Raw genomic sequence first — 17870 nt, 5'->3', positions numbered from 1 at the left:
TCAGGGGAAAGCGAATGTTTAATGCCACCGATACCATTGCCGCCATTGCCACAGCGCCGGGCCAGTCCGGTGTGGGTATTGTGCGTGTATCCGGTCCTGGAGCAGCGGTCATTGCCCGCCAGATGCTGGGTTTTGATCCGAAGCCACGTTACGCCCACTACGGTCCGTTCGTTGATAAAAACGGCGAGTTGATCGACGAGGGTATCGGCCTTTACTTCCCCAATCCCCATTCGTTCACCGGGGAGGATGTATTCGAGCTGCAGGGGCATGGCGGTACCGTGATTCTCGACATGCTGTTGAGAACCGTGTGCGACCTGGGTGCCCGTCTTGCCCGGCCAGGAGAGTTTTCCGAGCGGGCATTTCTCAATGACAAGCTCGACCTGGCCCAGGCAGAGGCCATTGCCGACCTGATCGAAAGCAGTTCCGAACAGGCAGCCCGCTGTGCCGTGCGATCATTACAGGGGGTGTTTTCCCGCAGGATCGACGCCCTTGTCGAGGACGTAACCCACCTGCGCATTTACGTTGAAGCCGCCATCGATTTTCCCGAAGAGGAGATCGATTTCCTGGCCGATGGCAAGGTTGGCAATGACCTTCAGGCAATCATCCGGGACCTGGATATAATTCTCGCCGAAGCCCAGCAAGGCACGATTCTCAGGGATGGCATGAAGGTGGTGATTGCCGGCCGTCCCAATGCCGGCAAGTCCAGCCTGCTCAATGCCCTGGCCGGGCGCGAAGCGGCTATCGTGACGGCTGTTGAAGGCACCACCCGCGATGTCCTTCGGGAACATATCCACATCGATGGAATGCCACTGCACATTATCGACACCGCCGGCCTGCGGGACAGCCCCGACGAGGTGGAACAGATTGGTATCGCCCGGGCCTGGGAAGAGATCCGACAGGCTGACCGTATCCTGCTGATGGTGGATGCCACCACCACACCGGAAACCGAGCCACATCGCATATGGCCAGACTTTATTGACCAGCTTCCAGCGGGAGCGCCCCTCACCGTTATCCGCAACAAGGTGGACCTGACCGGTGAACCGGTGGGATTCGCGCAACCGGATCCCGGGCTGGCACCGGTCATTCGTATTGCCGCCCGATCGGCTGACGGGCTTGAGGTATTGCGGGATCACCTGAAACAGTGCATGGGTTTTGCCAGTACCACCGAAGGAGGCTTTATTGCCCGGCGCCGCCATCTGGATGCCCTCGAGCGGGCCCGGGATTTCCTGCGGCAGGGTGAGGAACAGTTGCAGGGCTTTGGAGCCGGCGAGTTACTGGCAGAGGACCTGCGGGCAGCCCAGGATGCATTGGGTGAAATTACCGGTGCCATGACGCCCGACGAATTGCTGGGAAAGATTTTCAGCAGTTTCTGCATCGGCAAATAAGCCATAAGCATAAAGAACTGTTTGAGCCAGCAGCCTTCCGTGTAAAACTTGTGCTCCTGTCGGCTGGAAACGGTGAATGTATCCTGATGTATCGTCCGTGGTTCTGCGTTTTTTTGATTGCCCTGTTTACCGGATGCGCGGGTATCGATACCGGGCGCCTGGTGGATTCGTCCGCGGATAGGCCTGATCGCAGAACCAGTGAGACCAGTGAGACCAGAGAAACCACAGAAAAGAGTGATGACAGTCCCGAACCCCGTTCTTTTGAAAAAGAGCGGCAGGCTCTTTTCGATCAGCCCTATATTGATCCGCTTACCGACTATCTGGAAGAACACGGGGATGATTCAGAACGGGCCTCTGTAGTCCGACAGGTCAGAGACGAACGGGCGCGTCGCTGCGAAACCATTGCCCGGGAATATGCCGGCGAACCTGCAACAGAGACAGCCCTTGAACGTTATCGTGCCGGTTATGCCTATTCCTGCCCGGAGCAGGTTTCAGCCTTTGCGGAACGGTTAAGCCGGGATGCCCCGGAGAATGATACATCCGGAACCGAAATTGAAGACTCCGGCACAAAAGAGGAGTCCTCACCGGATGACCAGCAGGCGCTTGGTGATTGTTACCTGTTAACCAGTATTCGCAACTACAGCGCCGCCAGGGAAGCATGCATTGAACCGGCTCAGGCAGGCGATACCCGTTCCCAGGCCAACATGGCACTGATTGCCCATGCCTTCGAGGATTACTCCACAGCCCTGGAGTGGGCCGAAAAGGCAGCACCCGCGTCCAGCGAAGCATCCTATCTGATGGGCCGAATGTTCGCGTCTGGCCGCGGTGTCGAGCAGAATATGAAGCAGGCGATATACTGGTACAATAAGGCTGCAAGCCAGGGACACAGGGAAGCGAAGGCAGCACTTGATCGTCACCGTAAACAGGAAAGGCCGGTAAACGATACCTGATTCACTGTCCCAGGATACCCATTCATGTCGGGGATATTTACCAGCCGCTCCGGTTCTACGAAAACCCCGTCATCCCGCCAGTCCATCATGTGGCTGCTAGTGCTTCTGCTGCTGGTTTTCACCGCAGGCATGTTGCTGCTGTCCAGCCTTAACCTGAACTACTCCCGGGAAGCCCTTTCCGACCTCCGTCGTCAACAACTGAATGACGTTGTAGGCTCAGGGCTACAGAGAATCAATGCCCGGCAGGCGGCTCTGGCCAATTACACCATCACGCTGGCCAACGTGGGCGAAAGTTTCCACGAGATGGTGCAAACGGGGTTTCCGGATGCTGATCGCGAGGTGCTTCGGGAGCGTCTGGAAAATTCCCTCCGGGCTCACCTGCAGGACTTTGAAGGAGCGGCGGGAGCCGGTCTGTGGTTTGAACCCGGTGTGTTGTCGGAATCGGACACCAGTTACATGCCTTATTTCACACTGGGAACTGACAACCAGGAACTGACCCGGTCAGATAGTGAAGCCCGGTTTGGACATTATCGCAGCGCACCCTGGTTCAGCCGTACCCTGGGTGAGGACTGGACAGCAGATACCGATGCAGCCGGTACGGTTTACTGGTCGCCGGTTTATTACGATCTCGGTATCGAAAGGGCCGTACTCACACTGGCCACACCGATGTTCGACCGGCAGGGAAACCTCCTTGGTCTGGCAACAACGGCCTGGGGAGCGGATCAGATTATTGATGTGGTCAGCCGGATCACTGTCACCGAAAACAGCTTCACCTTCCTCAATGACCGTAATAATCGTAACCTCTCCAGTCTCAGCAAGGGAGAGGATACCCGGGAAGAGCAGGCCCTGATTGATGCCATTCTGGCCCTTGAGCTGGTCGGTGAGGCCAGCAGGGAGAATAACGGCAGTACTGATGCCACAGTCCTGACCGACACCCTGACAACCCGGCAGCTTACGGTTGGCGATGAACACTACGAACTGTATTTTGCCGCCACCGCCGGAGGCATGGTTTACGGTGCCGGGGTTCCGTTTGATGAGATCAACGCGGTGCTGCGCCCGATGGAGCAGACCAATCAGCGGATTCTTATAGGCACTGTGTCGGTCATGTTGCTGCTCAGCCTGTATCTGCTGTACCGGATTATCCAGTTGATTCGTGAATTACAGGCATCCTACACCGATGAGCTTACCGGTTTGCCCAATCGCATCCGATTGCTGCGGGACCTGCAGAGCAGGGACAATGCCTCGCTTTTGATTATCAACCTCGACCGGTTTAATGAAGTCAACAGTCTGTTTGGCAATGTCTGTGGTGATCACGTGCTGCTGGCGATTGCCACGCGGTTGACATCCTTTACCCGTGACCATGAGCTGGAGGTGTCACGGGTATACCGGCTGCCCGGTGACGAGTTCGCCATTCTTACCCCTTTGCTGGAGCCCATGGCCATCCAGGAAGTTGCGCGCGAGATTCGCGACCTGGTAACGGGTGACCGCATCTACTGGCAACACCAACCCCTGACCATTGATGTCAGTATCGGTATGGCAACCCGCAGGGACCGTAAGCCGGAAGATTCGGCTGATCAACTGGTGAGCCAGGCCAAGGCGGCGGTGTTACAGGCGCGGCAGCAGAACCGTCATCACGTGCTGTACGATCCCTCCGTGGGAATCGAGGAAAACTATGAGAACAACCTGTACTGGGCAAACCGTCTGAAAGAGGCCATCGACAACGACCGCCTGGTGCCCTGGTTTCAGCCCATACACGATAACCATTCAGGGCGTATCACCAAGTACGAATGTGTGGTGCGGATGGTGGAACCCGATGGCAGTGTGATCAGCGCCGGTCATTTTGTGGATATTGCCGACCGCTTGCGTCTTAACCGCAGGATCACCGTGCTGATGATCGAGAAGTGCTTTGCCTGTTTCAGCGAACGGGATGAAACCTTCTCCATTAATCTTTCATACGGGGACATTACCGATCCGGAAACGGTAGAGCCGATTATCCAGACGCTGGAGCAATCCGGTATTGGCAGCCAGGTGATTTTCGAGATACTCGAGTCTGACGGTATAACCAATTACAAGGACATAGGCGCCTTTATTGAACGGGTCAGACCTTTTGGCTGCGGTATCGCCATTGATGATTTCGGCACCGGTTACTCAAATTTCGCCCATCTGCTGAGCCTGAACGTGGATTTCATCAAGATTGACGGCAGCCTCATTCGTAACCTTCACGAAGACCATACAGCCTTCCTCGTGACCAGCGGCATTGTCCAGTTCGCCCGCAGCCTGAATATCCGCACCATTGCCGAGTTTGTCCACAACGAGGCTGTCCAGGACCGGGTTTGTGAGCTGGGGATCGACTTTTCACAGGGTGAATACTTCGGAATGCCCCTCTCCCGGCTCTGATTTTTGTTTCTCCTGAAGTCAGAATTGACCGACATCAATTGTGCGTCCGCCTTCCTACGCTTGTGCTTTCTTCCCCGTTCAGCTCTGTTACTTTCATGTAATGAAGTTTCAGACAGTTTGGTTTGATTCGGGGAGAAATAAGATGGGAAAGGTAATAACAGGGTTAATGCTGGTCACCGGCCTCGGACTCGGACTCGGGGCCGGTATCGCAGTGGCGGACGACCTGAGGGAGCGTGCACTGGAGAACTTTGAGGCGGTGCCGCAGTATCCGCCGGTGATCGACGGCAATGAAATGACGGAATCGAAGATCGAACTCGGAAAGATGCTGTTCTTTGAGCCGCGTCTGTCATCGAGCCATCTGATCAGCTGCAACACCTGCCACAATGTGGGAATGGGTGGCCATGATTACCTGCCCACCTCTATCGGTCACGGCTGGCAGAAAGGGCCCCGTAATTCACCAACGGTCTTTAACGCCATTTTTAACGCAGCCCAGTTCTGGGATGGCCGTGCGGCTGATCTGGCCGAGCAGGCCAAAGGCCCGGTGCAGGCCGGCGTGGAAATGAGCAGTACGCCGGAGCGGGTGGTCGATACGCTCAACAGCATGCCGGAATACGTTGACGCATTTGAAAACGCCTTTCCGGGTGAGGACGATCCGGTCAGTTTCGATAACATGGCAACCGCCATTGAAGCGTTCGAGGCAACGTTGATCACTCCCCACGCGCCTTTTGATACGTTCCTTCGCGGTAATGATAATGCCCTGAATGAAGAGGAAAAAGAGGGCCTTGCACTGTTTATGGACAAGGGTTGTGCAAGCTGTCACGGCGGTGTGAACTTCGGTGGTGAAGACTATTATCCGTTCGGCCTGGTATCCAGTCCGGGGGGAGAAATTCTGCCTACCGGCGATAAAGGGCGCTTTGCCATAACCAATACGGCATCGGACGAATATGTATTCCGTGCCGCGCCCCTCAGAAACATTGAACTGACCGCACCTTACTTCCATTCTGGCGCCGTCTGGAGCCTGGAAGAGGCTGTTGCTGTCATGGGTACTTCACAATTGGGCGCTGAACTCGATGAGGAGGAGGTCCAGTCCATTGTTGCCTTCCTGAAGACTCTGACCGGTCAGGTTCCGGAGATCCGTTATCCGGAGCTGCCACCAAGCACCGATACCACACCCAAGCCGGACCCTATGACCGCAATCAACAAATAAGCGACTGGATCCGACAAAAAAGGGGAGCCGAACCGGCTCCCCTTTGTGTTTGTCTGGGCAGAGTATCAGCCCGTCCTGCGATAGTCCCTGGTTGCTGTTGCCTGCAGCGCCTCCGTTCGGGTGCGGTTGCCGAGGAATTCCGGCCTCGGTTTATTGCCACAGAACGGCTCCACCAGCTGGTTTTCGACGCTGTTATAGACGAAAAACAGATTGCTGCGTGGCCAGGGTGACATGTTGGCGTTGGACGCATGCAGGGTATTGCACTCGAAAATAATCAGCGAGCCGGCAGGCCCAGTGGGTGCCTGGATACCATGCTTGTCAATCATCCGGTTGAGGTCCTGATCCGCCGGTACCCCCAGCTCCTGTTTCTTCAGGGATGACTGATAGTTGTCTTCCGGCGTGCGGCCGACACAGGGAATAAAGGTCTTGTGGGAGCCCGGTACCAGCATCAAGGGCCCGTTAAAGGGGGTGTTATCGGTCAGGGCGATGGAGAAGCTGACAGACCGCATGCGCGGCATGCCATCCTCCGCATGCCAGGTTTCGAAATCCGAGTGCCAGTCAAAGCCCTTGCCGTGGAAACCGGGTTTGAAGTTGATGCGGGACTGGTGGATGTAGGCATCACTTCCCAGCAGTTGATGCACCATGCCCAGGATATGAGGATCACGGGTCAGCCGGTCAAACCGGTCAGACAGTTCGTGAATGCCGAAGACCGAGCGTATCTCCTGTTTGCCCGGTTCGGTGATGGTGCCTTCGGACTGGAGTATCGAATCGTCGTTTTCATAGGCCCGCAGGTCTTCCCGGAACCGCCTTACGGTTGTGGCATCAAGGAAATTGTTGAATACCAGAAACCCGTCGCGCTCATAACGGGCCAGTTCGGTCTCGCTGAGGGGACCATCGGCGCGCGCTTTGCCGGTGCTGTGCACAACCGGATCCAGGCGCTCGAAGCTGGCCGAGGGGCGTTCGAGTCGTGTGGGGTACAGATCGTCAGTACGAGTCTCCATGGCAAACCTCCCTATCTTTCTATCGCACAGGGGAACCCGGTACTGGGCTCCCAGAAGCAAAAAAATAACAAGTTGATTTGGTATGGAATTCCGCCGGGCTGGCGGCGGTATGTAATCTGTGGACGATCGCCAAAATTTCAACCTCCGGGACTGATTGCCGTCTTCCCTGACGGTCAGCCCCGGTGGCCGGCTCAGCCGGCGCTGCTCATGTGCTCCGCATCCAGCTGCATCAGGTTGCTGGAGGGGCTGAGCATGCTGGTGGCATGGGCCTGGGCTCTCGGTAACAGCCGTTCATAGTAGAACTCCGCGATCGCCAGTTTGGCGCGGTAGAACTCCTCCGAGTCGGCGCCACCCTTGTCGAGTCTGTCGGAAGCAACGGCGGCCATTCGCGCCCACATATAGGCCATGGTGACGTAACCGCTGTACATCAGGAAGTCGTTGGCCGCCGAGCTGACCATGTCGCGGTCCTTGCGGGCGGCGAGCATCAGCCGAACCGTCAGCAGATTCCATTGCGCCGTAAGCTTGAGCAACTCCACCGCGAACGGCCGCACCTTCTTGTCGGCCAGTTGTTTGCGGGCAAAGTTGGCAATCCGCAGGGTAAATTCGCGCACCGCCCCGCCCTGGGTCATCAGCAAGACCTTGCGCCCCAGCAGATCCAGTGCCTGGATGCCGGTGGTTCCTTCGTAAAGGGTCGCGATGCGGGTGTCCCGGACAATCTGCTCCATGCCGTGTTCGCGGATATAACCGTGGCCGCCGAACACCTGCACGCCAAGATTGGCTGCTTCGTTGCCCAGCTCGGTCAGGAATCCCTTGAGGATAGGGGTCAGGAAACCCAGTTTGTCATCGTAGGCGTCGGCCTTCTTTTCGTCACCTGCGGTGTGTCCCTCCACCATATGGTCGGCCAGCCGGGCGGCATAATACAGCATGGCGCGGCCCCCCTCGGCAATGGCCTTCTGGGTGAGCAGCATGCGGCGCACATCGGCGTGGTGGATCAGCGCGTCTGCCACCTGGTCCGGTTCCTTCCTGCCTGACAGGGCACGCATGGAGCGGCGTTCCTTTGCATAGTCCAGGGCCCACTGGTAGGACAGTTCCGCCGGCCCCACACCCTGGATGGCGGTGCCGATACGGGCGGTGTTCATGAAGGTGAACATGCAGTTGAGCCCTTCGTTCTCCGGGCCGATCAGAAATCCGGTGGCATCATCAAAGTTCAGCACACAGGTTGCCGAAGCCTTGATGCCCATTTTCTTTTCCAGGCTGCCACAGGTGACGCCATTACGCTCACCGATGCCGCCGTTATCATCCGGCAGGAACTTGGGCACGATGAACAGGCTGATACCCCGCGTACCCTTCGGCGCATCCGGCAGGCGGGCCAGTACGATATGAACAATATTCTCGGTGAGGTCATGGTCACCGGACGAGATAAAGATCTTGGTGCCGGACAGCCTGTAGCTGCCGTCCGCCTGTGGGGTCGCTCTGGTCTTGACCTGCCCGAGATCAGTGCCGCACTGGGGCTCGGTCAGGCACATGGTGCCGCCCCAGCGGCCTTCGGTCAGTGGCACCAGATAGGTCTGCTTCTGGTCTTCACTGCCGTGCAGGAAGATGGTATTCATTGCCCCCAGGGACAGGCCCGGGTACATGGAAAAAGGCCAGTTGGCGGTACCCATCATTTCCTGTTTCAGCAGGCCCATGGAAGCGGGCAGGCCCTGACCTCCGTATTCCTCTGGCGCAGACAGGCCCTGCCATCCGCCCATGGCGTATTGCCGGTAGGCATCGCGATAACCCGTGGGGGTTGTCACCTCGCCGTTGTCCAGCCTGCAGCCTTCCTCGTCGCCACTCTGGTAAAGCGGGCTCAGCACCTCTTCGCAGAAGCGGCCGCATTCGCTCAGTATGGCGTCGACAATATCGGGGGTGGCATTTTCACCGCTCTTTAGCCGGGTGTAGTGCCCGGGGTAGTCGAAAACCTCATTAAGCAGAAACTTCATGTCGCGCAGGGGCGCCCTGTAAACCGGCATGGCAATACCTCGGTGATTCTGATTCCAGTGTTGGCGAAGGCCGGCAGCCTTCCGTTGCCTGATGTTTTACGGCATTGCCGGCGGTCTGCCATTGACGGAAATCGCCAGGGCCCTTGTCAGATTGGACAATTGGCTGAAATGACGAAACCTTTCCGAGTCGGGCCCGGCACTGATCGGTAAAGGCGCTTCTGGCGTATCTGAATAGCCCTGCTTCGATTCCACCCGTCCCGAGAGTGTAAAAGTCATGCAAAGTTCAGCCGGATCAAAGGTCATCACTGGTTTGCCCCGCTATCTGTGGTTATTGTTATCCACAGCCCTGCTTGCCGGCTGCGCCGGACCAGCGCTGGAAGACTACAAGGACCGTGAACCGGTACTGACGCCCCAGGAGTTCTTCACCGGCGAACTTTCCGCGCGGGGTGTGGTCAAGGATTTCTCCGGCGAGGTAATCCGTACATTTGATGCGGATATTTCTGCCAGCTGGGACAGCGACGGAGTTGGTACACTGGATGAAGTGTTCCGGTTTGACGATGGCGAAGTGCAAACCCGGGTCTGGACACTGACCCCCGATAACGGCGCCCTCCATGCCGATGCCGGTGATGTGGTAGAGCCCGGCACCATGCGCTGGCAGGGTAATGCCATCAACATGAATTATGTCCTTAGGGTGTCATATGGTGATGACACCATTGATGTCCGCATGGACGACTGGATGTATCTGATCACGCCCGACACGCTGATCAACCAGACCACCATGAGCAAGTGGGGGATCGATGTGGGCGAGATTGTGCTGGTGATCAGCAGAAAGTAGATCCACGCTGCCATAACGGCGGGAATCACAATAACAGACTGATTGGGAAGATTATGGTTAAGCAATGGCTGATCGCGCTGGTACTTGTCGCTCTGGCAGCCGGCGGGGCTTTCTCCTGGCAGTATCTTGCCCAGGATGATACCGAGGATGCCCAGACGGAGCGCCCGGCAAGTAAGGTGAACGCCATCAGCCCGGCCATGGAGGTGATAAGGGACTCGGTCAATGCGGTTGGTAATCTGCGAGCCCTCGATCAGGTGGAACTGACCACCGAAGTCAGTGGCCGTGTCGTGGAAATCAACCTGAACAGTGGTGAGCGGGTGAGTCGGGGCCAGTTATTGTTGCGCCTGGATGATCGCCAGGCCAGGGCTGACCTGCAGGTTGCCGAAGCTACCCTGGCGGATGCCCGCCGCCAGTATGAACGGGCGCAGCGCCTGCGAACCAACAACAGTATTTCCCAGTCCCAGGTGGATGAACTTCGCACTGCCCTGGAAGTGGCCGAGGCCCAGCGCGAATCGGCCCGGACCCGCCTCGACAATCATCGCATCGAAGCGCCTTTCGAGGGCGTGATCGGCCTCAGTGACATCAGTGTCGGAACCTATCTCGGTTCAGGAACCTCGGTAACCACGCTGGATTCAACCGATCGCATGGAACTGGGTTTTTCGATTCCTGAACGATTCCTGGGTCAGATCCAACTGGGCCAGCTGGTTCGCGGCGCCTCGCCGGCCTATCCCGACGAAGGATTCCAGGGTGAACTGGTGGAGCTTGGTACACGGATCAACGAACTGAGCCGTACATTGCCGGTACGCGCTGTCATCGACAATCCCGAGGGTAAGTTACGGCCGGGGCAGTTCATGTCGGCCAACCTGACACTTCGAGAGCGCGAAGCACTGGTGATTCCCGAGCAGGCTGTCATGATCCGGGGTGACGACAAATACGTCTTTATCGCCGAGGACGGTGTTGCCCGGCGCGTGTCTGTGACCCTGGGCTCCCGGTCACCCGGAATCGTGGAGGTGTCGGATGGGCTGTCGCAGGACGACCGGGTGATCATTACCGGTCAGGACCGGCTCAGCAGTGGAGACCGTATTGACGTTGTGGATGACGACAAGGCCATTCCGGATAACCGCTTTGCCAGCTCCCGGGAGTCCTGATCCATGATCCTCTCGGACATTTCCATAAAGCGGCCGGTTTTCGCCACTGTCATCAGCCTGCTGATCCTGGTGTTTGGTCTCGCGGCCCTGCGGGGTCTGCCGGTGCGCGAATACCCGGACATCGACCCTCCGGTAGTGTCCATTTCCACGGATTACACCGGTGCGGCAGCGGAAGTGGTGGATACCCAGATTACCCAGGTGGTTGAGGGCGCCATCAGCGGCATAGAGGGTATTCGCTCGATCGAATCAAGCACGGAACAGGGCGAGTCCCGAACCTCCATTGAATTCAATACTTCCCGCAACGTGGACATCGCCGCCAACGATGTCAGGGACGCAGTAGCCCGGGTGTCCAATGATCTGCCTGAGGAAGCAGATCCTCCGGTTGTTCGCAAGGCGGACTCCGATGCCCGTCCGATGATGTGGATCACGCTGCGCAGCGATGTCTGGGACAGTGCCGAACTCAGTGATTTTGCCGACCGGGTGCTGGCTGACCGGCTGTCTGTGCTCGATGGCGTGGCTGATGTGCGCATCGGCGGCGAGCGCCGATACGCGATCCGGGTCTGGCTTGACCGGGAGCGGCTGGCGGCGCGGGACATAACCGTTGCTGAAGTGGAGCAGGCGCTGCGATCCAATAACGTGGAGTTGCCGGCAGGTTCGGTGGAGTCATCCACCCGGGATTTCACCGTGCGGGCCAAGGGACGTTTGTCCGAGGTGGAGGAGTTCCGCAATCTGGTGGTTCGTCGTGACGGCAACGACCTGTTGCGCCTGGGTGAGGTCGCCAATGTACAGATGGGCGTGGAATCCGATACCAGCCGCCTGAGGGCAAACGGCCAGACGGCCATCGGCATGGGCATCATTCGCCAGTCCAAGTCCAATACGGTGGCCGTGTCCGATCTGGTGCGGGAGGAACTGGACAGGATTCGCGATTCCCTCCCTCCGGAAGTCACTATTGCCGAAAGCTACGACGAGTCCATCTTTATCCGTGCCTCGATCAAGGAAGTGATCTTCACTCTGGCCATTGCGGTATCACTGGTCATTCTCGTCATCTTCATGTTCCTGCGCTCCTGGCGCGCCACCCTGATTCCGGCGGTGACCATACCCGTGGCCGTAATCGGTGCATTCATCGGCCTGGGCGCTCTGGGCTTTTCCATTAACGTACTCACCCTGCTGGCGGTCATTCTCGCCATTGGCCTGGTGGTGGACGATGCCATTGTCATGCTGGAGAACATCCAGCGCAGGATCGACAATGGTGAACCCCCTTTGCTGGCGTCCTACCGGGGCGCACGACAGGTGGCATTCGCGGTTATCGCCACCACCCTGACCCTGATTGCGGTTTTCGTGCCGATTTCCTTCATGGGAGGCAACGTTGGCCGGCTTTTCGCGGAGTTCGGTTTTACCCTGGCTGCCGCCGTCGTGGTGTCCAGCCTGGTGGCGTTAACCCTGGCGCCCATGTTGTGCTCGAAGTGGTTGCGGCACAGCCCGGAAACGGAAGAAGGCCATCGCCTGTGGGCCGCCAGTGAACGCGTTCTTAACGGGCTTACCAACGGCTATGCCCGCATGTTGCGGTTTTCACTCCGTCAACCCGGTTTGTTGCTGGGCCTTGGTGTCGTGGGGCTGATCATGGCGGTAGTGGTATTCCCGCAATTGCCCCAGGAACTGGCGCCCACCGAAGACCGGGGAGTGATCATCATGCCCACCAGTGCGCCTCGCGGTTCAACCGTGGAATACACCGACCATCATGTCCGCAAGGCCGAGGAACAGTTGCTGCCCTATCTGGAAGATGGCAATGCCACCCGGCTGCTCTCCATCGTCGGGTTCCGCAACGAGGCGGACAGTGCCTTCATGATTATGGGCCTGGCACCCTGGGATGAGCGCGATATCAAGCAGCAGGAAATTACCAGCGAGCTGCGTGGCAAACTGGCTGGCATACCCGGGGTGCGGGCCGTAGCGGTCAACCCTCCGGGCCTGGGCCAGCGTGGCTTCAATCAGCCGGTGGAGTTTGTTATCGGTGGCCCGGACTATGAATCAGTCCAGGCCTGGAGCGAGGAAATTGTCGAGCGGGCCAAGGAAAACCCCAACCTCCTGAGTCTGGAAACCGACTTCGAGCTGACCCGGCCTGAGCTGAACGTCACCATCGACCGGGAACGCGCCGCGGATCTCGACGTGACCGTGGAAGACGTGGGGCTGACCCTGCAAACCATGCTGGCGTCCAGGCAGGTGACAACCTATCTCGACCGGGGCCGTGAGTATGATGTCATCGTACAGGCGTCGGATATCGACCGGGCCACCCCCGACGACCTGGGGCGCGTGTTCCTGCGGCCACGGGAGGGAGGCGACCTGATTCCCCTGGAAGCGCTGGTGGATATAGAGGAAGTAGGAGCCAATCCGGACCTGCGGCGGATTGACCGTTTACCGGCGGTTGTCATCAGTGGCTCCCTGGCGGACGGCTATGACCTGGGTTCGGCACTGAACTACCTGAACAGTCTGGCGGTGGATAATCTGCCTCCCGAGGCCAGGGTGAGTTACAAGGGTCTGAGCCGTGAGTTCCAGGACTCGTCCGCGGCTATCTACGTGACCTTCGGCCTGGCATTCGTGATTGTCTTCCTGGTGCTGGCGGCGCAGTTTGAAAGCTGGATCCATCCCATGATCATCATGCTGTCGGTGCCACTTGCGGTGACCGGTGCGCTTTATGCCCTGTACTTCTCCGGCATTACCCTGAACATCTACAGCCAGATCGGCATCATCATGCTGTTGGGGCTGATGGCCAAGAACGGGATACTGATTGTTGAGTTTGCCAATCAGTTGCGGGACAAGGGCTATGAAGTGCGGGAAGCCATTCTCGAAGGCGCCATCCTGCGCTTCCGGCCGGTTCTGATGACGACTATCTCCACGGTGTTCGGAGCGGTGCCGTTGGTACTGGCAACCGGGGCGGGCGCTGAAAGCCGGGCGTCCATCGGTATTGTCATACTTGGCGGGCTGGTGTTCGCTACGACGCTGACGCTGTTCATTATTCCGGTGCTTTATAACCTGATGGCGAAGTTTGCCAGATCCACCAACTCGGTTGCCCTGGAACTGGAAAAACAGGCGGGCCAGTCTGCGGGTGGCCGCGGCATGGCCGCGGCCCCGCAATCAAAAGAGATGGATCGGTTCTGACAACGGTGTTCAGAGTGTGTGCGGGAAACAGAGCTGGCCGTCGAAGATTTCATCGGGGTGCAGGTCCACGCAGAACACCTGGCGGTTGTCGACGCTGGTCAGTGACGTTGACAAAGTCACCGTGCGAACGGCATCCGGCAATGCTACATAGGGCCGCGAGGCATTGATATGTTGCGGCCGGGATAATGCATTACGGAAGTACTCCCGGTGGGCCCAGCAGGCACCGGCGGATTGATAGAGCGGGTTGAAGTTATGGGGTGCGGTGTCGTGTGTGGCGAGCACCAGGTTTCCCTGCTGCACGCCATCCCGGTTGAGGAGGAAGCAGCGCTTGACGCCTTCGATACGGAGAGTGGTTTCACAGGCGGCGGTGAAGGATTCTCCCCTGGCCAACCGGTGGCACGCCTCCAGGATTTCAAACCTCAACAGACGCAAGAACTTCTCGTGTTCCGAACTTTCCTTCAGGGAGGACTGCCTGGACTGATTCATCACAGATTTCAGGGCGGCTTCGCCCTGCGTCACCGTGGCCTGATTGACGGCGTCCGGCATACCCAACAGAAATCCCTGCAGCAAATCTGCCTCGGTTGCCAATGCAATCCCGGCCTGGGCCTGGTTTTCGATGCCTTCCAGCAGCACCAGGCTGCCACTTTCACGAATCATCCGCACCAGGCTCTCCAGTAACTGGCGGGCACGATGATGCTGTTCGGCATTGACCAGCAGACTGCGATCGAGCTTCACAATCATCGGGTCCATGCGCCACAGGCGTTCGAAATTCGAATCGCCGGTACCGAAGTCATCAATCGCGATCTGGAAACCCCGGGCTTTGGCGATATCGATAAATTTCAGAAGGGCGCCAGGGTTTTCACTGGCCGTTTCGACCAGCTCCAGCACTACCCTGTCCGGGGAAACACCGCAGGCCTGGCAGTGTTCAATCAGCCGATCCAGAGAAGAGGCGGGATGGGTGCAGGTCTCCGGATTGATGTTCAGGAACAGCCATGCCGGTATCGGATGTGCTGCAAACCTTTCCAGGTGTCGGTGGAGCAGATAGCTGTCCAGCTCGACGGTCTGGTTGCTGTGGTGAGCGCTTTTGAACAGTTCCACCGGCGAGACGATCTGGTGATCCCGGGCGACACGCACCAGTGCTTCAAGTCCTACCAGTTTCTGGTGGGTAGGGCTGAAAATTGGCTGATACACCGAGTTGAATCTGAATTCGTTAAAGACGTCCTTTTTCCGAGAAGGACGGGCCTGGAAGGTCCGGTGCCTGGAAAAGGAAAGTACGCTGGTCATGGTCTGGGTTCCTCAACAACGACGCCGTCCTTGCCGCTGGCTGAAATTCAATTGGAAGTGGTGGAGTCTCGCGAATTTCATGCCAGGTTGTCATAAAACAGGCGGATCCTCCCGCTATAAGCCGTCAATAAATGATCATGGGCCTGGCGGGTCAAGGAAGCTGCACCGTTAACGGGCAGAATCCAATTGATTGCCCAGAAACAGAACAGGTATGGCAGTTGTACAGGCCGAGGGATAGCCGGCACCTGAAAAACTGTGGATAAATAATTGGATAACCTTCGGATAAGCTTTGAGTAAAAATGTATGAAATGTTTTAAAACAATACGTTAAGTCTTTTTCAGGTGTCCGAAACAGCGGTCTGCCTATGTGGATAACTTTCTTGAAAACTTTTGTGAGAAGATAACGACAAGCCGCTGAAATCTGTCGAATTTCGGTTATCCCCTATCTGTAAAACCTGCCGTGGAACACGTGAACGAATCTGAGTATCGGGTCGGGGGTTCATGTAGGCCTCGCGTCTGGTTAAAATTTGCACATTCTGACTGCATTTTGCCGGGTGAGGCGTTATACTCCCCGCCCTGATTTTCAGGCTGCTTTTTTCGCCCAGAATTTTTAATACCCCGTTTGCCGAGGTGATGTTGTGGATTATCCGACCCGTTTCGATGTGATTGTCATTGGTGGTGGCCATGCTGGCACTGAAGCCGCGCTGGCGGCCGCGCGCATGGGCTCACAAACCTTGCTGCTGACCCACAACATCGAGACCCTGGGCCAGATGTCCTGTAACCCGGCCATTGGCGGGATTGGCAAGAGCCACCTGGTGAAGGAAATCGATGCCCTGGGCGGCGCCATGGCGATGGCCACCGACAAGGCCGGTATCCAGTTCCGTGTGCTCAACTCCCGCAAGGGTCCGGCGGTGCGAGCTACCCGTGCCCAGGCGGACCGGGTTCTGTACAAGGCGGCAATCCGGGAAATCCTCGAGAATCAGCCCAACCTGACCCTGTTCCAGCAGGCAGCCGACGACCTGATTGTCGAAGGTGAACGCATTACCGGTGTGGTGACCCAGTCCGGCATCCGTTTCCGGGCACCCACGGTGGTGCTCACCACCGGTACTTTCCTGGGTGGCGTTATCCACATTGGCATGCAGCAGCACTCCGGTGGCCGCGCCGGTGACGCCCCTGCCAACGCGCTGGCCCAGCGTCTTCGTGAGCTGCCATTCAATGTCGGGCGCCTGAAAACCGGTACCCCGCCCCGTATCGATGCCCGCAGCGTGGATTTTTCCGTGATGCAGGAACAGTGGGGCGATGACCCGGCACCGGTGATGTCGTTCCTGGGCTCTCGGGAGCAGCATCCGGAGCAGGTATGCTGCTACGTGACCCGCACCACCGAACAGACCCACGACATCATCCGCAGCGGCTTTGACCGCTCGCCCATGTTTGCCGGCAATATCGAAGGCATCGGGCCGCGCTATTGCCCATCCATCGAGGACAAGGTCAACCGCTTCGCGGACAAGGACTCGCACCAGATTTTCGTGGAGCCGGAAGGGCTGACCACCAATGAGCTGTATCCCAACGGCATCTCCACCAGCCTGCCGTTCGATATCCAGCTGGCAGCCGTGCGCACCATTCCCGGGTTCGAGAATGCTCATATCACCCGGCCCGGTTACGCCATCGAGTACGATTTCCTGAATCCCCAGGACCTTCGTCACACCCTGGAAACCAAGTTTATCCAGGGCCTGTACTTTGCCGGCCAGATCAACGGTACCACCGGATATGAGGAAGCTGGCGCCCAGGGGCTGCTGGCGGGCATCAATGCCGCGCTGCGGGCCCAGGAGAAAGACGAATGGTATCCCCGCCGGGATGAGGCTTACCTGGGCGTGCTGGTGGATGACCTGATTACCATGGGCACCTCCGAGCCCTACCGCATGTTCACCAGCCGCGCCGAGTATCGCCTGATTCTGCGGGAAGACAACGCCGACCTGCGGCTGACTGAAACCGGCCGCAAACTGGGGGCTGTGGATGAGTATCGCTGGCAGGCCTTCAATACCAAGCGTGAGGCCATCGCCGCGGAGCGCAATCGCCTTGAAACCACCCGTATTCATCCCGGTACCCCCGGTGGCGAGGCGGCCAACAGCTTCCTGCGCCAACCCATGAACCGGGACCAGACCCTGGCAGAACTGCTGCGACGCCCGGAGATCAACTACAGCCATATCGCGCAAATGGCCGATGGTGTGGCGGATGATCCCGTTGTCGCCGACCAGGTGGAAATCGAGATCAAGTACGAGGGTTACATCTCCCGCCAGACCGATGAAATCGAACGCCTGCGCCGGAACGAGAATACCCGGCTGCCGGACGATATCGATTTCGATGCCATCGGCGGGCTGTCCAACGAGATCCGGCAGAAACTGAAAGAAGTCCGGCCGGAAACCGTAGCCCAGGCCTCGCGGATCCAGGGCGTGACCCCGGCAGCCATTTCCCAGGTGCTGGTGCATCTCAAGAAGCGCGACCTGCTGCGCAAGCAATCCGCCTGAGCGC

Annotated in this window: 11 protein-coding genes; 8 read left to right on the top strand and 3 right to left on the bottom strand. The window is 58.1% G+C overall.

Features of this window, described 5'->3' with window-relative positions; genetic code table 11:
• Positions 1-14: 14 nt before the first annotated feature.
• The 4 genes from mnmE to HLUCCO03_RS18080 all read left to right on the top strand — a co-directional run bounded on the left by mnmE (position 15) and on the right by HLUCCO03_RS18080 (position 5939).
• Complete coding sequence (gene mnmE / locus HLUCCO03_RS18095) at positions 15-1385, top strand: tRNA uridine-5-carboxymethylaminomethyl(34) synthesis GTPase MnmE (RefSeq protein WP_027830245.1); 1371 nt, start codon at positions 15-17, stop codon at positions 1383-1385.
• 86 nt (positions 1386-1471) lie between these two features.
• On the top strand, positions 1472-2335 hold the full coding sequence (locus HLUCCO03_RS18090; RefSeq protein WP_051603730.1) for a tetratricopeptide repeat protein: 864 nt from the start codon (positions 1472-1474) through the stop codon (positions 2333-2335).
• A gap of 24 nt (positions 2336-2359) precedes the next feature.
• A complete protein-coding gene (locus tag HLUCCO03_RS18085) occupies positions 2360-4732 on the top strand; it encodes an EAL domain-containing protein (RefSeq protein WP_292016765.1) in 2373 nt (790 codons plus the stop codon).
• Positions 4733-4898: 166 nt separating this feature from the next.
• Positions 4899-5939 carry a cytochrome-c peroxidase gene (locus HLUCCO03_RS18080; RefSeq protein WP_036197112.1) on the top strand — a complete coding sequence of 347 codons (1041 nt, stop codon included), beginning with the start codon at positions 4899-4901 and terminating at the stop codon, positions 5937-5939.
• A 65-nt stretch (positions 5940-6004) separates the two neighbouring features.
• Here HLUCCO03_RS18080 and thpD read toward each other — a convergent pair whose 3' ends face one another.
• On the bottom strand, positions 6005-6940 hold the full coding sequence (gene thpD, locus HLUCCO03_RS18075) for an ectoine hydroxylase (RefSeq protein WP_027830242.1): 936 nt from the start codon (positions 6938-6940) through the stop codon (positions 6005-6007).
• A 191-nt stretch (positions 6941-7131) separates the two neighbouring features.
• Positions 7132-8952 carry an acyl-CoA dehydrogenase C-terminal domain-containing protein gene (locus tag HLUCCO03_RS18070; protein ID WP_027830241.1) on the bottom strand — a complete coding sequence of 607 codons (1821 nt, stop codon included), beginning with the start codon at positions 8950-8952 and terminating at the stop codon, positions 7132-7134.
• Between the two features lie 244 nt (positions 8953-9196).
• On the opposite strand from HLUCCO03_RS18070, the gene HLUCCO03_RS18065 reads away from it, so the two are divergent.
• From HLUCCO03_RS18065 to HLUCCO03_RS18055, 3 genes are read left to right on the top strand one after another with little or no spacing between them, the layout of a single operon-like run.
• Entirely contained in the window at positions 9197-9757 is a 561-nt protein-coding gene (locus HLUCCO03_RS18065; RefSeq protein ID WP_027830240.1) for a DUF3833 domain-containing protein, read from the top strand.
• A gap of 53 nt (positions 9758-9810) precedes the next feature.
• A complete protein-coding gene (locus HLUCCO03_RS18060) occupies positions 9811-10905 on the top strand; it encodes an efflux RND transporter periplasmic adaptor subunit (RefSeq protein WP_027830239.1) in 1095 nt (364 codons plus the stop codon).
• A gap of 3 nt (positions 10906-10908) precedes the next feature.
• Positions 10909-14058, top strand: coding sequence for an efflux RND transporter permease subunit (locus HLUCCO03_RS18055; protein WP_027830238.1), 3150 nt, complete (start codon positions 10909-10911; stop codon positions 14056-14058).
• Between the two features lie 9 nt (positions 14059-14067).
• On the opposite strand, the gene HLUCCO03_RS18050 is transcribed toward HLUCCO03_RS18055, so the two are convergent.
• Positions 14068-15342, bottom strand: a complete 1275-nt coding sequence (locus HLUCCO03_RS18050; RefSeq protein WP_027830237.1) for an EAL domain-containing protein — start codon at positions 15340-15342, stop codon at positions 14068-14070.
• A 637-nt stretch (positions 15343-15979) separates the two neighbouring features.
• On the opposite strand from HLUCCO03_RS18050, the gene mnmG reads away from it, so the two are divergent.
• Positions 15980-17866, top strand: coding sequence for a tRNA uridine-5-carboxymethylaminomethyl(34) synthesis enzyme MnmG (gene mnmG, locus HLUCCO03_RS18045; RefSeq protein WP_027830236.1), 1887 nt, complete (start codon positions 15980-15982; stop codon positions 17864-17866).
• Positions 17867-17870 lie beyond the last annotated feature (4 nt).

Source organism: Marinobacter sp. HL-58, from assembly GCF_001314605.1.
In the GTDB taxonomy this organism is placed as follows: domain Bacteria; phylum Pseudomonadota; class Gammaproteobacteria; order Pseudomonadales; family Oleiphilaceae; genus Marinobacter.
This window is presented reverse-complemented; position numbering and strand designations above follow the sequence as displayed.

Excerpts from the sequence above, each read along its gene's own strand:
- thpD (WP_027830242.1), bottom strand. The coding sequence starts at position 6,940 with ATGGAGACTCGTACTGACGATCTGTACCCCACACGACTCGAACGCCCC.
- HLUCCO03_RS18080 (WP_036197112.1), top strand. The coding sequence starts at position 4,899 with ATGCTGGTCACCGGCCTCGGACTCGGACTCGGGGCCGGTATCGCAGTG.
- HLUCCO03_RS18050 (WP_027830237.1), bottom strand. The coding sequence starts at position 15,342 with ATGACCAGCGTACTTTCCTTTTCCAGGCACCGGACCTTCCAGGCCCGT.
- HLUCCO03_RS18090 (WP_051603730.1), top strand. The coding sequence starts at position 1,472 with ATGTATCGTCCGTGGTTCTGCGTTTTTTTGATTGCCCTGTTTACCGGA.
- HLUCCO03_RS18060 (WP_027830239.1), top strand. The coding sequence starts at position 9,811 with ATGGTTAAGCAATGGCTGATCGCGCTGGTACTTGTCGCTCTGGCAGCC.
- HLUCCO03_RS18065 (WP_027830240.1), top strand. The coding sequence starts at position 9,197 with ATGCAAAGTTCAGCCGGATCAAAGGTCATCACTGGTTTGCCCCGCTAT.
- HLUCCO03_RS18085 (WP_292016765.1), top strand. The coding sequence starts at position 2,360 with ATGTCGGGGATATTTACCAGCCGCTCCGGTTCTACGAAAACCCCGTCA.
- HLUCCO03_RS18070 (WP_027830241.1), bottom strand. The coding sequence starts at position 8,952 with ATGCCGGTTTACAGGGCGCCCCTGCGCGACATGAAGTTTCTGCTTAAT.
- mnmE (WP_027830245.1), top strand. The coding sequence starts at position 15 with ATGTTTAATGCCACCGATACCATTGCCGCCATTGCCACAGCGCCGGGC.
- HLUCCO03_RS18055 (WP_027830238.1), top strand. The coding sequence starts at position 10,909 with ATGATCCTCTCGGACATTTCCATAAAGCGGCCGGTTTTCGCCACTGTC.